The sequence below is a fragment of the Saccharopolyspora sp. NPDC002578 genome (genome assembly GCF_053592695.1).
The window spans coordinates 28,997-42,874 of sequence record NZ_JBSFWJ010000002.1 but is presented as its reverse complement, the minus strand read 5'-3'; the positions used below and the strand labels follow the sequence as shown (position 1 = coordinate 42,874).

General features: G+C 71.1%; 14 protein-coding genes. 7 read left to right on the top strand and 7 right to left on the bottom strand.

Features of this window, described 5'->3' with window-relative positions:
- The first annotated feature begins 12 nt into the window (after positions 1-12).
- The 3 genes from ACWD38_RS01835 (at position 13) to ACWD38_RS01825 (ending at position 3,712) form a co-directional block, all read left to right on the top strand.
- Positions 13-1,011 carry a TIGR03842 family LLM class F420-dependent oxidoreductase gene (locus ACWD38_RS01835; RefSeq protein WP_184478910.1) on the top strand — a complete coding sequence of 333 codons (999 nt, stop codon included), beginning with the start codon at positions 13-15 and terminating at the stop codon, positions 1,009-1,011.
- Positions 1,012-1,094: 83 nt separating this feature from the next.
- The gene (locus ACWD38_RS01830; protein ID WP_184478911.1) at positions 1,095-2,237 is read left to right on the top strand and encodes an alkaline phosphatase PhoX; all 1,143 of its coding nucleotides are present in this window, start codon (positions 1,095-1,097) and stop codon (positions 2,235-2,237) included.
- A 143-nt stretch (positions 2,238-2,380) separates the two neighbouring features.
- Positions 2,381-3,712 (top strand): uracil-xanthine permease family protein, encoded by a 1,332-nt coding sequence (locus tag ACWD38_RS01825; protein ID WP_184478912.1) that lies wholly within the window; start codon positions 2,381-2,383, stop codon positions 3,710-3,712.
- Between the two features lie 7 nt (positions 3,713-3,719).
- Here the strand turns inward: ACWD38_RS01825 and ACWD38_RS01820 are convergent, their stop codons facing one another.
- Positions 3,720-4,796, bottom strand: coding sequence for an NAD(P)-binding domain-containing protein (locus ACWD38_RS01820; protein ID WP_184478913.1), 1,077 nt, complete (start codon positions 4,794-4,796; stop codon positions 3,720-3,722).
- A 272-nt stretch (positions 4,797-5,068) separates the two neighbouring features.
- Between ACWD38_RS01820 and ACWD38_RS01815 the strand changes: the two genes are divergently transcribed.
- The 3 genes from ACWD38_RS01815 (at position 5,069) to ACWD38_RS01805 (ending at position 6,785) form a co-directional block, all read left to right on the top strand.
- Complete coding sequence (locus ACWD38_RS01815) at positions 5,069-5,221, top strand: hypothetical protein (protein ID WP_450123196.1); 153 nt, start codon at positions 5,069-5,071, stop codon at positions 5,219-5,221.
- 285 nt (positions 5,222-5,506) lie between these two features.
- The gene (locus ACWD38_RS01810) at positions 5,507-6,163 is read left to right on the top strand and encodes a class I SAM-dependent methyltransferase (RefSeq protein WP_450123111.1); all 657 of its coding nucleotides are present in this window, start codon (positions 5,507-5,509) and stop codon (positions 6,161-6,163) included.
- A gap of 91 nt (positions 6,164-6,254) precedes the next feature.
- Positions 6,255-6,785, top strand: a complete 531-nt coding sequence (locus tag ACWD38_RS01805) for a GNAT family N-acetyltransferase (protein ID WP_343071346.1) — start codon at positions 6,255-6,257, stop codon at positions 6,783-6,785.
- Here ACWD38_RS01805 and ACWD38_RS01800 read toward each other — a convergent pair whose 3' ends face one another.
- From ACWD38_RS01800 to ACWD38_RS01785, 4 genes are read right to left on the bottom strand one after another with little or no spacing between them, the layout of a single operon-like run.
- Entirely contained in the window at positions 6,786-8,129 is a 1,344-nt protein-coding gene (locus ACWD38_RS01800) for an acetyl-CoA carboxylase biotin carboxylase subunit (RefSeq protein WP_184478914.1), read from the bottom strand. It lies immediately after the preceding gene.
- On the bottom strand, positions 8,126-8,365 hold the full coding sequence (locus tag ACWD38_RS01795; protein WP_184478915.1) for an acetyl-CoA carboxylase: 240 nt from the start codon (positions 8,363-8,365) through the stop codon (positions 8,126-8,128). Before ACWD38_RS01795 ends, ACWD38_RS01800 begins: the two co-directional genes overlap by 4 nt.
- A gap of 48 nt (positions 8,366-8,413) precedes the next feature.
- Positions 8,414-9,391 (bottom strand): 5-oxoprolinase subunit C family protein, encoded by a 978-nt coding sequence (locus ACWD38_RS01790; RefSeq protein WP_184478916.1) that lies wholly within the window; start codon positions 9,389-9,391, stop codon positions 8,414-8,416.
- Positions 9,391-10,287 carry a 5-oxoprolinase subunit B family protein gene (locus tag ACWD38_RS01785; RefSeq protein ID WP_184478917.1) on the bottom strand — a complete coding sequence of 299 codons (897 nt, stop codon included), beginning with the start codon at positions 10,285-10,287 and terminating at the stop codon, positions 9,391-9,393. The genes ACWD38_RS01790 and ACWD38_RS01785 overlap by 1 nt, the downstream gene beginning before the upstream one ends.
- A 353-nt stretch (positions 10,288-10,640) precedes the next feature.
- On the opposite strand from ACWD38_RS01785, the gene ACWD38_RS01780 reads away from it, so the two are divergent.
- Entirely contained in the window at positions 10,641-11,456 is an 816-nt protein-coding gene (locus ACWD38_RS01780; RefSeq protein WP_184478918.1) for a 5-oxoprolinase subunit PxpA, read from the top strand.
- Positions 11,457-11,501: 45 nt separating this feature from the next.
- Here the strand turns inward: ACWD38_RS01780 and ACWD38_RS01775 are convergent, their stop codons facing one another.
- Together ACWD38_RS01775 and ACWD38_RS01770 are read right to left on the bottom strand one after the other, a co-directional pair.
- On the bottom strand, positions 11,502-12,470 hold the full coding sequence (locus ACWD38_RS01775; protein WP_450123110.1) for a nitrilase-related carbon-nitrogen hydrolase: 969 nt from the start codon (positions 12,468-12,470) through the stop codon (positions 11,502-11,504).
- Positions 12,467-13,777, bottom strand: coding sequence for a glutamate decarboxylase (locus tag ACWD38_RS01770; protein ID WP_184478919.1), 1,311 nt, complete (start codon positions 13,775-13,777; stop codon positions 12,467-12,469). Before ACWD38_RS01770 ends, ACWD38_RS01775 begins: the two co-directional genes overlap by 4 nt.
- Positions 13,778-13,878: the final 101 nt, after the last annotated feature.

Here is a 13,878-nt window from a genome sequence, read left to right as displayed (position 1 = left end):
CGGAGGCGCGCCATGCGGTTCGGGCTCGTGCTGCAAACCGACCCACCGGCCTGGTCGGTGGTGGACCTGATGAGGCGGGCCGAGTCACTCGGCTTCACCCACGGGTGGACCTTCGATTCCTGCGTGCTGTGGCAGGAACCGTTCGTCATCCACAGCCAGATCCTCGCCGCGACCGACCGGATGGTCGTCGGGCCGATGGTGACCAACCCGTCCACCCGCGACTGGACGGTCACCGCGTCCACCTTCGCCACGCTCAACGAGATGTTCGGCAACCGCACGGTGTGCGGGATCGGCCGCGGCGACTCGGCGCTGCGCGTCACCGGCGGCAAGCCGAACACGCTGGCCACCCTGGAAAGCGCCATCGGCGTGATCCGGGACCTGGCCGAAGGCCGGGAAGCCGACGTCGACGGCACCCCCGTCCGGTTGCCGTGGGTGCGCGACGGCGCGCTCCCGGTCTGGATGGGCGCCTACGGCCCGAGAGCGCTGGACCTCGCCGGCCGGGTCGCCGACGGCGTGATCATCCAGCTCGCCGACCCGGTGCTGACCAGGTGGATGGTCGACCACGTCCGGGACGCCGCGCGGAACGCGGGCCGCGACCCCGACGCGATCACCGTGTGCGCGGCCGCGCCCGCCTACGTCGGGACGGACCTCGACCACGCGCGCAACCAGTGCCGGTGGTTCGGCGGCATGGTCGGCAACCACGTCGCCGACCTGGTGCGCCGCTACGGCACCGACTCCGCGGCGGTTCCGGCGGCGTTGACGGACTACATCCGCGGGCGCGACGGCTACGACTACTCCCACCACGGGCGCGCGGACAACGCCAGCACCGACTTCGTGCCCGACGAGATCGTCGACCGGTTCTGCCTGCTCGGTCCGCCGCAGGCGCACCGGGACAAGCTCGCCGAACTGCGCGACGCCGGAGTCCACCAGTTCGCCGCCTATGCCATGCACGACGCCGTCGAGTCCACAGTGGAGGAATACGGGCGATCGATCATCCCCGAACCGGCGTGAAGAGTTCATCCCCGCGCCGGTGATCCGACACCGGGGCCGCACCTACCGTCGTGCTGTTCCCACCACGAACGAACGGAGCAGCCGTGCAACGACGTCACTTCCTGCGCGCAGCGGTCCTGGGAGCCGGCACCTCGGTCGCCTTCGGCTTCAGCGTCACCCGCCAGGCCATCGCCTTCCCCGCGTTGCCCGGCCCGAGCCCCTACGGCGACCTGCTCGCCGCCGACGCCAACGGCATCAGGTTGCCCGACGGGTTCACCAGCCGAGTCCTGGCGCGCGCCACGGAGACCGTCACCGGTACCGGCCACACCTGGCACAGCGCTCCCGACGGCGGTGCCTGCTTCGCGGACGGCGACGGCTGGATCTACGTGTCGAACTCGGAAGTGCCGCTGACCGGGGGCGCCAGCGCGCTCAAGTTCAACGGCGCCGCCGAGATCACCGACGCCTACCCGATCCTGAGCGGTACCACGCAGAACTGCTCCGGCGGCGCGACGCCGTGGAACACCTGGCTGTCCTGCGAGGAGACCGACCGCGGCGCCGTGCACGAAACCGACCCGTGGGGCGGGCGGGCGGCCGTGCGGCACCCGGCGATGGGCCTGTTCAAGCACGAAGCCGCCGCGGTGGACCCGGACCGGAAGGTCGTCTACCTGACCGAGGACGAATCGGACGGGTGCTTCTACCGCTTCGTGCCCACCACCTGGGAGGACATGTCCGCGGGCACCCTGCAGGTGCTCACCGAGGACGGTTCCGGGCTCGCGTGGGCGGACGTGCCCGACCCGGCGGCCACCACCGCGCGCACCCGCGAGCAGGTCGCCGCCGCCAAGCACTTCGACGGTGGTGAAGGCGCCTACTACCGCGCGGGCACCTGCTACTTCACCACCAAGGGCGACAACCGCGTGTGGGCCTACGACGCGGAGCGGGACGCCCTCGCCGTGGCCTACGACGACGACATTCCCGACCCGCCGCTGACCGGGGTGGACAACATCACCGGCACCGCCGCCGGTGACCTCTACGTCGCCGAGGACGGCGGCAACATGGAGATCTGCCTGATCACCCCCGACGACGTCGTCGCGCCGTTCCTGCGGGTCGAGGGGCAGGACGGCTCGGAGCTCTGCGGCGTCGCGTTCAGCCCCGCCGGCGACCGGCTCTACTTCTCCTCGCAGCGCGGCACCAGCGGGGTCAGCAGCGGCGGCATCACCTACGAGGTCACCGGCCCGTTCCGCGGTTGAGGTCCGGCCGACGGGAACCGCACCGGCTCCACCGCCGGACCGACGACGCCGAAAATCCGCCGTGCGATCACGGTCCGTGGCGCCTCGGTCACCAGTTCGACCGTGATCGGCGTCCGACATGACGCCGGGAGAGACTGTTCGCCATGCGAGGGCGAACGGGTTTCGGATGGACACTCCACGGCGACGGCACCACACCGCGCCCAGGTGAGTCGGTGGCCCCCGGCGAACGGCTCACCTGGGGCCGCACCATCGGCTTCGGCGCGCAGCACGTGGTGGCCATGTTCGGCGCGACGTTCGTGTTCCCCGTCCTGATGGGACTCGACCCGAACCTCGCGATCATGGTCTCGGGCGGGGCGACGATCCTGTTCCTGCTCGTCGTGCAGGGCAAGATCCCCAGCTACCTGGGCAGCAGCGCCTCGTTCGTCGGCGCGGTCACCGCGATCCGCGCCGGCGGGGGCGACACGGCCACCGTCACCGGAGCCATCCTGGTGTCGGGCGCGGTGCTCGCCGCGGTCGGCGCGGTGGTGCACTTCGCCGGGCCCGCTGTCGTGCACCGGTTGCTGCCGCCGGTGCTGTCCGGGGCGGTCGTGCTGCTGATCGGGTTCAACCTGGCGCCGGTGGTGGCCGAGACCTACTGGCCGCAGGACCAGTGGATCGCGCTCATCACGATGATCATCGTGGTGGCGGGCAGCGTGCTGCTGCCCGGATTCCTGGGTCGTATCGCGGTGTTCCTCGGGCTCGCCGGCGGCTACCTGCTGTCCTGGGCGTTCGACGTGCTCTTCGGCCCGATCACCGCGCCGAACGCGGACGGGGTCGTCGGCACCCACCCGCGGGTGGACCTCAGCGGGGTCGCGGACGCGCCGTGGTTCGGACTTCCCGAAGTGCACGCCCCGTCCTTCTCCGCCTCGGCGATCATCGTCGTGCTGCCAGCCGTGATCGCGCTGCTCGCCGAGAACACCGGGCACGTCAAGGCCGTGGAGGAGATGACCGGCACCGACCTGCAGGGCAGCCTCGGGCGGGCCGTGTTCGCCGACGGCTTCGCCACGACCCTCTCCAGCGCGCTCGGCGGCCCGCCGACCACCACCTACGCCGAGAACATCGGCGTCATGGCCGCCACCCGCGTGTACTCGACCGCCGCCTACTGGGTGGCGGCGCTGGTGGCCGTCGGCTTCGGCCTGTGCCCGAAGTTCGGCGCCGTCGTGGCCGCCATCCCGGGCGGCGTGCTGGGCGGCATCACCGTGGTGCTCTACGGCATGGTCGGACTGCTCGGCGTGAAGATCTGGGTGCAGAACCGCGTGGACTTCGCCGACCCGGTGAACCTGCTGCCGGTGGCCGCCGGGGTCATCGCGGGCATCGGCGACGTCTCGCTCACCTTCACCCCGAGCCTGAGCCTCAGCGGCATCGCGCTCGGCACCGTGATCACCCTGCTCGGCTACCACCTGCTGCGCGCCTTCCGGCCCGCTCGGCACGAGTGACGGCGGATCAGCGGGCGGTGAGCGCCGGGGCGAGCAGCCGGCGAACCTCGCGGGCCGCGCTCCGGCCGGCCCGGTTGGTCCCGATGGTGCTGGCCGACGGGCCGTAACCCACCAGGTGCAGCCGGGGTTCGGCCACCACCCGAGTCCCGTCCATCCGGATGCCGCCGCCCGGTTCGCGCAGGCCCAGCGGGGCCAGATGGTCCAAGGCGGCCCGGAAACCGGTCGCCCAGAGGATCACGTCGACGGGCAGCTCCCCGCCGTCCGCCCACCGCAGCCCGCTCGGGGTGATGCGTTCGAACATCGGGTTCCGGTCCAGCACGCCGCGTTCCCGCGCCCGCTCGACGGCGGCCGTGGGCGGCAGCCCGGTCACGCTCACGACGCTGCCCGGCGGCAGTCCTGCCCGAACCCGGCGATCGACCTCCGCGACGGCCCGGCGCCCGCGGTCGGGGGTGAACTCGTCGTCGCCGAACACCGGCGGGCGGCGCGTCACCCACGTCGTCTCGGCCACCTCGGAGATCTCCGCCAGCAGTTCCACCGCGGAGATCCCGCCGCCGACGACCGCCACCCGCAGCCCGCGGAACTCCGCCGCGTCGTGGTAGTCCGCGACGTGCAGCTGCCTGCCGGTGAACGTCCGCTGACCCGGGTAGTGCGGCAGGAACGGCTTCGTCCACGTCCCGGTCGCGTTGATCACCGCGCGAGCCGCCCAGGTGTCGGAGCCGGACTCCACCAGCAGGCGATCGCCGGGGCCGCGCCGCACCGCCCGCACCGCGACCGGCCGCCGCACCGGCAGCTCGAACTCGCGCTCGTAGCGGGCGAAGTACTCCGAGACCACTTCCGAAGCGGGCCGCGCCCCGTCGGTCTCCTCCAGAGCGAGTCCCGGCAGGTCGTGGATCCCGTGCACGCCACCGATCCGCAGCGACGGCCAGCGGTGCCGCCACGCGCCGCCCGCGCCGGTGTCCGCGTCGAGCACCACGAACTCGCGGTCCGGCTCGAACCCGGACCGCGACAGGTGGTGCGCGCTGCTGAGCCCGGCCTGCCCGGCTCCGATGACGACGACCTCGACCTCGACCTCGTGCTCCGCCACACCCGGCGCAACGCCGGAACCAGGCGCGAACGTCCCTCACCCGCTGTGGTGTCCGCCACGCGAAAGCTCACCCGGAGGGGTGCGACGCACGCCACTGCGACCCCTCTTTAACGCACCCGAAACAAAGCCCTAGTATCGGGGTGCAAGTGGGTGTTCGGCCCCGAACCTCTTTCGATCGCAAGACCCGTGCGGGCACGCGTGTGCGCCCGTGCGCGCGCTCGGAAGACGGGGAGGTCAGCAGAAAGGAGGCAAGGAAAGTGGCAATGGTGTGGGTGGCTCTCGCAGTTGAGGCGATCGTGCTGCTGGCGGTGGCAGGCGTGGCGGTCAGGTGGGTGAACAAACCCGCGCTGAACACTCCCGCTCAGCCCGCTGAGCAGGTCCCGGCGGTGGAGCCGGTGGGTGCGCTGATCGAGCAGCCCGCCTGAGTACGGCGCAACGGGCTTGTCCGGTCCGGACAAGCCCCACGCCCACGGCGAACCTCTATCGTGTGACTTTCTTTCCGCGTTACACGCTATTCGAGTGAATTGCGCCGCGCATTCTTGCCGCGACGCCCGAAACGCGTTCCAGACCGCCGCGAATCGCGGCGGTCCGCTTATCCGAATTCCATTCATGTGCACCGGTTCCACGTGGCGGAACTCGGGCGGCGACGGCTGCCGGTCCGCGACCGATAGGGTGACCAGGACCTCGTCCGACGACCGCGGAAGGCAGCCGTGACCACATCCCAGCAACGGCCTCAGACCGGCAAGGCCGGATCGGTGTTCGCGGACTACCGGAAGTTCGCCGCCCGCGCGGCGCGCAAGCCCGGCCTGGTGGGCGCGGTGGCGCCCAGTTCGCCGTACCTCGCCCGCGAGATGGCCGCGGTCGTCCCGCGCTCGCGACCTGCCGCCGCGGAGCGGACCGGGCCGGTCGTAGTGGAACTCGGCCCCGGCACCGGCGCGCTCAGCAGAGCCGTGCGCGACCGCCTGCCCGAAGGCGGGCGGCACCTCGCGATCGAACTCGACGGCGGCATGGTCGAGCACCTGCGCGCCGACCTGCCCTGGCTGGAGGTCGTGCAGGGCGACGCGGCGAAGCTGCGCACGCTGTTGGCCGAGGCGGGCATCGACGAGGTGGACGCCGTGATCAGCGGCCTCCCGTGGTCGATCTTCTCCGCCGAGCTGCAGCGCGACATCCTCAGCGAGGTCGGCAAAGTGCTCGCCCCCGGCGGCGCGTTCACCACGTTCGCCTACGTGCACGCCCTGGGCATGGCCGGGGCCCGCGGGTTTCGGCGCCGGTTAAACGGCGCCTTCGACGAGGTGCTCACCAGCCGCACCGTGTGGCGCAACGTCCCGCCCGCGCGGATCTACACCTGCCGGCGCCCCGGCGACTGACCGGCCTCGGGACCGATCAGGACGGTTCGGCCGCATTCGACCACCGGAACAGAGCATGTCCAGCGGAGCGTGATCGGTCTACGGTCGCGATGTGGGGTCCATTGTGCTGCTGCGACCGGTGTTCGAAGGCGACCTGACCGATCTCGATCGGATGCTCAACACCCGCGAGGCCTCCCACCCCTACAACTGGTTCGGCTACCAGGGGGCGGGGCACTTCCAGCGGCGCTGGGCGGAGACCGGGCTGATCTCGGACGCCGAGGGCGTGCTGCTGGTGGTCACCGAGCAGGATCCGCAGCGTCGGCTGGGGTTCGTGTCGTGGGCCAAGAACCCGACCGGCCAGACCTCGTACTGCTGGAACATCGGCATCACCTTGCTGCCGGAGGCCCGCGGGCGCGGCCACGGCACCGAAGCCCAGCGCCAGCTGGTGGCGTACCTGTTCGCCCACACCCAGGTGAACCGGGTCGAGGCGGGCACCGAGGTGGACAACCTCGCCGAGCAGCGCGCCCTCGCCAAAGCGGGTTTCACCAGGGAGGGCGTGCTGCGCGGCTGGTTGTTCCGCGACGGCCGGTGGCGGGACTGCGTGCGCTACAGCGTGCTGCGCGACGAGGTCGTCCCGCGCTGATCACTCCAGCTGCTCCTCCAGCCAGGTGGTGTGCACCGGGCCGCTGCGCAGCTTGTCGTTGCCGACGAGCCGGGAGTGCAACGGGATCGTGTTCGCCACGCCCTCGATGCGGAACTCCCGCAAGGCCTGCTCGGCTCGGGAGTACGCCTGGTCGCGGTCGGCACCCCAGCAGATCAGCTTCGCGATCATCGAGTCGTAGAACGGACTGATCCGGTCGCCGCGGGCCAGGCCGGTATCGACGCGGACGCCGGGCCCGCCCGGCAGGTCGAACGCGGTGACCTCGCCGGGTGACGGGGCGAAGCCGTTGTCCGGGTCCTCGGCGTTGATCCGCAGCTCGATCGCCGCGCCGGTGCGCACCAGCTCGTCCTGGGTGAACGAGATCGGCTTGCCCGCGGCGATCCGCAGTTGCTCGGCCACCAGGTCGACGCCGCTGATCGCCTCGCTGACGGGGTGTTCGACCTGGATTCGGGTGTTCATCTCCATGAAGTAGAAGCACTGGTCCTCGTCGACGAGGAACTCCACGGTGCCCGCGTTGCGGTAACCGACGTGCCGGGCGAGGCGGACCGCGGCCTCACCGATGCGCTGCCGGGTCTCCTCGTGCAGTCCCGGTGCCGGTGCCTCCTCCAGGAGCTTCTGCCTGCGGCGCTGCACCGAGCAGTCCCGCTCGAACAGGTGCACCACGTTGCCGTGGTCGTCGGCGAGCAGCTGCACCTCGATGTGCCGGGGGCGGGGCAGCGCCCGCTCCAGGTACGAGGTGCCGTCGCCGAACGCCGACCGCGCCTCCGCCTGCGCCGCCGGCAGCACGTCGGCGAGCTCCGCGGCCGAGGACACCGGCCGGATGCCGCGTCCGCCACCACCCGCGGCGGCCTTGACCAGCACCGGGTAGCCGAGTTCGTCGGCTGCGGCCTGCGCGGCGGCGAGGTCGGTCACCGGTGCGCTGCCCGGCACCACCGGCACGCCCGCCGCTTGCGCGGTGGCGCGCGCGGTGGCCTTGTCGCCCATCAGCTCGATCGCCGAGGCGGGCGGCCCGATCAGCACCAGGCCCGCGTCCTGCACGGCGCGCGCGAAGCGCGAGTTCTCCGACAGGAATCCGTACCCGGGGTGCACGGCGTCGGCGTGGGTGCTGCTCGCCGCCTCCAGCAGCGCGTCCACGTCGAGGTAGGACTTGGACGCGGGGGAGGCGCCGATGTGCACCGCGTGCTCGGCCAGCTGCACCCACCGGGAGTTCTTGTCGGCGTCGGAGTACACCGCCACCGCTTCGACTCCCGCGGCGTGGCAGGCGCGGATGATGCGCACCGCGATCTCGCCCCGGTTGGCCACGAGGACTCGTCCCGGCCCGGTCATGGCGACACGACCTCGACGACACCTTGACCGGCCTCCACCTCGTCCCCCTCTTCGAGCAGGAAGCGGCCGATGGTGCCCGCCTGCTCGGCTTTGATCTCGCTGAAGGTCTTCATCACTTCGATGAGCGCGATCGTCTGCCCTTGCTGGACCACGGCGCCTTCTTCGACGAACGGGTCCTGCTCGGGCGAGGGGCGACGGTAGAAGACGCCGGGAAGCGTGGCGTTCACAGTCGACATGGTGGCCTCCTCCATAACTATCGGGTGCGCTGCTCGCGGGGTGGGGGACTAGCTGACTGCGGCCCGGACCTTCTCCAACCGGATGCCGCGATCTCTGCGGGCGCTGATCGCGGCGTCGACGTCGACCGGTGTGAACGACACCCGGTCGCCGGTGCGGGCCTGCGCGATCCGGTCGCGGTCCACGGAGATCACGGTGCCCACGGTGGCGTAGCCGCCGCCGGTCACCGCGTCGCCGAGCAGCACGATCGGTTCGTTGCCCCCGGGTACCTGCACCGAGCCGATGGGGTAGCCCAGGTCGACCACGTTCGCCGGGTCGCTGCCCGCGCCGAACGGCGGATCGCGGTCGATGAAGTCGATGGTGCCGCCGCGCAGCCGGTAGCCGACGCGGTCGGCGTCCTTGGTGACCTTCCACTCGGTGTCCACGAAGGACTCCAGCGCGGCCTCGGTCAGCCGGTAGGAGCACAGGCCGATGACCAGGCGCAGTTCCGCCACCCCGCCGAGCGCGAGGCGCAGTCCCGCGGGCACCGAGCTGCCCGGGGCCGGTCCGGACACCGGCGGTGATCCCAGTGGTAGCCGGTCGTCGGTGCGCAGCGCGCGGCCCTGGAACCCGCCGATCCCGGTGAGCGTGTAGGTCGAGCGCGAGCCCAGGTACTCGGGGACCGCGATCCCGCCGCTGACGGCCACGTAGGGCCGGGCGCCGGAGGTGATCATCTCGAACGAGAGCACGTCGCCGGCGCGCACCGACAGCGTCTCCCACGGGGCGACCTGTTCGCCGTTGACGCGGGCCGGGGCCTCGGCGCCGGTGACGGCGATCAGCCGGTCGTCGGTGAACTCCAGCTCCGGGCCGATGTAGGTGGCCTCCAGCGCGGCGGCGCCGTCGGGGTTGCCCACGAGCAGGTTCGCGACGCGGTAGGAGTACTGGTCGAGGGCGCCGGACGGCGGCATGCCGATGGCGTACTGCCCGTCGCGGCCGGCGTCCTGGACCGTCGTGTAGAGGCCTCCGGAGCGCACGATGATCTCGCTCATCACAGCACCTCCAGCAGGGTGCGGTTGAAACCGTCCGGGTCGGCGAGGAACGCGCTCGGGGAGAACTCGACCTCGGCGGTGCGGTAGCGGAAGGTGCCCGCCTCCACCTCCCCGCGGATCCGGTCGTACTCGGCGCGATCGATGGCGCGGTAGTGCAGGATGTCGCTCGGTTTCGGGAAAGCGATGTGGTCGGCGAAGTCCGGCAAGGTCTGCGCGGCGTCGAAGACCGGCGCGGGCGCGATGCCGAACAGCTGATATCCGCCGGCTCCGCGAACCGGATAGACCACCGAGAACGCGCCGCCGTAACCGAAGGCGCGTTCCGGCGTATCGGTGCGCGGGCGGACGTACTTGGGCACTTCGATCTGCCGCTCGCGGGGGACCATCTGATAGCAGAACGGCAATCCGGGGACGAATCCGAGCATCGTGACGATGAACGGGGATCCCGTGATCGAATCGATCAGCTCGGGCACTCCGCGAAATCCGTTGATCCGCGCCGCGTATTCAAGATCGGTTCCGGTGGGATCCTGGTGATTGTCGCGGAAGCGCATGAGCGTCTCCCGCGTCCACGGGTCGTCGAACAGGATCGGCACGTCGACGATCCGCGTCGGAACCGTGTGATCGTCGGGCAGGTCGCCCGCGGTGATCTCCAGTCCGCGCAGCTCATCGACCAGTTCCGCCGGGTGCACCCGGTCGGGGTCGAGCCTGATCATGTACGAGGCGTTGGACGGACAGATGTCGATGACGCCGTCGATGCCTTGCTCCCGGAGGGCCCCGGTGATCGCCATCGCCTTGAAATTGGCTTCCAGGCTCATTTCCTGATCGAGCTCGACGAAGATGAATTCATCGCCACCGAACTCGTACCGAGCGGGAGGCAGGTGCGTCGTAGTCGCTGCCATGTCGACCTCCTCAACCGGTTACGGAGGTGATCTGCCGTGTGCTTGAGCATGCGCCGAAGCCATTCCCGGCGCAGAACCTGAGATGCGAACTCGTTGGACGAATCGAAAAAAATCGCACGTTCGGGTCACCATAGCCCGAGTGCAACAGTGATCGGTACGCGCGAACGCACGCACTCGAATCGGCCGAAAGGACGCCCCAAGATCGGGAAAGGCATCGCGAAGACAACCGAACGGAGCACTGCGCGCGACGGGGGCGTGCGGGAACATGGCTCGTACCATCGGTTCGCGGCCGGGGATCATCGCAGTACAAGCCCCTGACGGGTCGCGTTCGGCAGCTGCGGGAGGTGGATCCGGTGCAGGGACTCGTGGATCTCAATGCGGACGCGGGCGAGAGCTTCGGCCGGTGGAAGCTGGGTGACGACGAACGGGTGATCCCGTTGGTCACTTCGGTGAACATCGCCTGCGGCTGGCACGCCGGTGATCCCGCGACCATGCGCGCCGCCCTGCGCATCGCCCGCGACGCGGGCGTGGCGGCGGGCGCGCACCCGGGATTCCCGGACCTGGCCGGATTCGGGCGCCGGGCGCTGACGATGAGCCCGCGGGAGGCGGCGGACGCCTGCCTCTACCAGTTCGGTGCCCTCCGGGCGCTCGCCGACGAGATGGGCGTCGCGATCACCCACGTCAAGCCGCACGGCGCGCTCTACGGGCTCACCGTGCGCGATCCGGCGGTGGCCGAGGCCGTCGGCACGGCCGTCGCCGCGGCGGCCCCCGGCGTGCCGGTGGTGCTGCTGGCGGGTCCGACCGCCGATCGGGTGGCCGAGCTCGGCGTGCCGGTGGTGCGGGAGGCGTTCGCGGACCTCGACTACGACGACGCCGGGCACATCATCATCGAACCGGACCCGGTCGCGAAGGACCCGCAGGCGTGCGCGCAGCAGGCGCTGTCGGTGCTGCGCGGCAAGGTCCACTCCGTCAGCGGTACCGCGGTGCCGGTGCGCGCGGACTCGATCTGCCTGCACGGGGATCGTCCGAACGCGGTGGAGGTGGCCAGGGCTGTGCGGGACGCGTTCGCCGCCGAAGGCGTGGAACTGGCGGCGATGCGCGCGGTGCTGGCGGATCGGGACTCCGGTGCGGCCTCCGCGGCGGGGACGGCGGAGACCGCACCGGCGTGACCGGATCGGGCCGGGCCGGTGGCGCGGCCCGACCCGATCATCCGATCACGTCGTCGGCAGCAGCTTCTCCTGCAGCGCCACCCGGTTGTCCGAGAAGTGATCGCCTTCCGGGCTGAACGGGGCGACCTCGTCCGGCACGCAGTCGGTGACGAGCAGCGTGTCGTCGCTGCGCTCCTCCGGGCCCGCCGCGATCATCGGCGTGCCGTCCGGCGCCCACACCCCGGAGTTGCCGCGGTACTGCCACTGCCCGCGTTCCGAGGTCTCCCAGCCGCGCCGGTTCACGTACGCGACGAACACCCGCCACACCGAGGCCATCGCCGGGATGATGTGCTCGGTCGCGTCCGGGTAGGGCACCTGGGTGGGGTTGCCGTCGTGCAGCGTGAAGTGGTGATCGGCGGCCGTCGGCCCCACCACGAGCCGCGCGCCACGACCCACCAGGCTCTGGTAGAGCGGCGGGAACTCGCACTCGTAGCAGTTGAGCAGGCCGACCGGGAACTGGTTGACCTTCACCACCGGCGGCAGCTCGGTGCCCGCGGTGAAGTTGATCCGCTCCGCCGCCCCGTACAGGTGGGTCTTGCGGTAGTTCGCGGCCAGCTCGCCGCCGAGGACCAGGGCGATGGAGTCGTGCACGGTGTCGGCCGCGCGGTCGAGCTCCACGTACGGCACCACGATCCCGATGTCGTGGGTGGCCGAGACGGCCTGCGCGGCCTGGATCGCCGCGCCGTCCTTCGGCTGGGCCAGCGCCCGCGCCTCCTGCGCGCCGAGCGAGTAGCCGGTGGTGTAGCACTCGGGGAAGGCGCACAGCTGAGCCTGGTAGCGGGCGGCGACTTCGACGACCTCCTGCATCCGGTTCAGGTTCGCCGTCACCGCCTCCGGGGTGCCCACCGGGTTCTCACCCTGGAAGAGCGCGAGCCGGACCCCGGTGCCCGGTTGCGGCGGTTCGGGGCGGGTGAGCTTGCTGGCGATGCGGATGGGGCGCAATGGTTCGTCCTCTCTGCGGGGAGTGCTGGTCATGCGGGGGTGGCGATGGCGCCGGACAGGTAGCCGCGGACCGCGCTGAGCAGGTCCTCGGCGTGCCCGGTGGTGAGTTCGTTGCGCACGACGATCCGGATCACGTCGGTCTGCTGGCGGTCCGGTGGCAGCGCGTACACCGGGACCGACCACCCGTGCGTGCCCAGGTGGTCGGCGAGTTCCCGCAACGTCCAGCGGTGCCTGCCGTCCCGTTGGGACAGCACCACGACGGGCAGGTCGCTGCCGTCGCCGAGGATCCGGAACGGCCCCATCTCGTCGAGCGACGCCGCCAGCGAGGTCGCGGTGGCACGGCTGCGCGCGTGCAGGTCGCGGAAGCCGTCGAAGCCGAGCCGCAGGAAGTTGTAGTACTGCAGCACCACCGGAGCGGCCGACCGGGAGAAGCTCAGCTCGTGGTTGGCCCGCGTGCTGCCCAGGTAGTTCGTGTCGAAGCTGAGCCAGTTCGTGCGGGCCTCCGGGTCGCGCCACAGGATCCAGCCGAGCCCGGCGGGGACCATGCCGTACTTGTGCCCCGAGGCGTTGATCGAGTGCACCCGGGGCAGCCGGAAGTCCCAGTTCAGCTCCGGATCGAGGAACGGTGCGACGAAACCGCCGGAGGCGGCGTCGACGTGGATCGGCACGTCCACCCCGGTCTCGGCGGCGAGCTCGTCGAGGGCGGCGGCGATCCCCGCGACCGGCTCGTAGCTGCCGTCGATCGTCGAGCCGAGCACGCTGACCACGCCGATGGTGTCCTCGTCGCACCGCTCCCTGGCCTGCTGCGCGCTCAGGTGCAGCAGGTCCTGCTGGGCGGGGGCGATGCGCGGTTCCACCTCCCAGTACCGGCAGAACTTGTGCCAGCACACGTGCGCGTTCGCGCCTAAGACCAGGTTCGGCTTGCGGCCGGCGGTGTCACCGCGGTGCCGCCACCGCCGCAGCAGCGACGTGCCCGCCAGCAGCGCGGCTTCGCTGGATCCGGTGGTGGCGGTGCCGACGGCGGTCGAGAGGTCGGCGTTCCACAGGCCCGCGAGGGTCTGCACGCAGTGGCGTTCGAGTTCGGTGGCTCCCGGATATTGATCTCTGTCGATGAGGTTGTACGGCAGGTAGTCGCTGAACAGCCGTTCGGCTTCCGGCTCGACGGTGCTGGTCAGAAAGGTGGCCAGGTTCGCGGCCGGGCTGATGTCCTCCCGGAGCTTGATCCGGACCGCGTTCGCGGCCGCCGAGGCGGTCCAGCCCTTGCTGGGCAGCGCTCCCGGCGCACGCGCGGTCGTCGTGGGTGGTGCGCTCGCCCGGCTTGCCGCCTGCGGACACGACATGGCGAAGACCTCCTTGATGAAGACTGCGACGTGATTCACGGGGGGCTGCGATCTCAGAAGGCATCGCAGCCGAGTGCAGCGGGAGGGATTGGGACGTGCGA

What these genes read in the sequence shown, in the direction of transcription:
- ACWD38_RS01835 (WP_184478910.1), top strand. Translation starts at nt 13, where the DNA reads ATGCGGTTCGGGCTCGTGCTGCAAACCGACCCACCGGCCTGGTCGGTG.
- ACWD38_RS01825 (WP_184478912.1), top strand. Translation starts at nt 2,381, where the DNA reads ATGCGAGGGCGAACGGGTTTCGGATGGACACTCCACGGCGACGGCACC.
- ACWD38_RS01800 (WP_184478914.1), bottom strand. Translation starts at nt 8,129, where the DNA reads ATGACCGGGCCGGGACGAGTCCTCGTGGCCAACCGGGGCGAGATCGCG.
- ACWD38_RS01795 (WP_184478915.1), bottom strand. Translation starts at nt 8,365, where the DNA reads ATGTCGACTGTGAACGCCACGCTTCCCGGCGTCTTCTACCGTCGCCCC.
- ACWD38_RS01790 (WP_184478916.1), bottom strand. Translation starts at nt 9,391, where the DNA reads ATGAGCGAGATCATCGTGCGCTCCGGAGGCCTCTACACGACGGTCCAG.
- ACWD38_RS01785 (WP_184478917.1), bottom strand. Translation starts at nt 10,287, where the DNA reads ATGGCAGCGACTACGACGCACCTGCCTCCCGCTCGGTACGAGTTCGGT.
- ACWD38_RS01775 (WP_450123110.1), bottom strand. Translation starts at nt 12,470, where the DNA reads ATGACCAGCACTCCCCGCAGAGAGGACGAACCATTGCGCCCCATCCGC.
- ACWD38_RS01770 (WP_184478919.1), bottom strand. Translation starts at nt 13,777, where the DNA reads ATGTCGTGTCCGCAGGCGGCAAGCCGGGCGAGCGCACCACCCACGACG.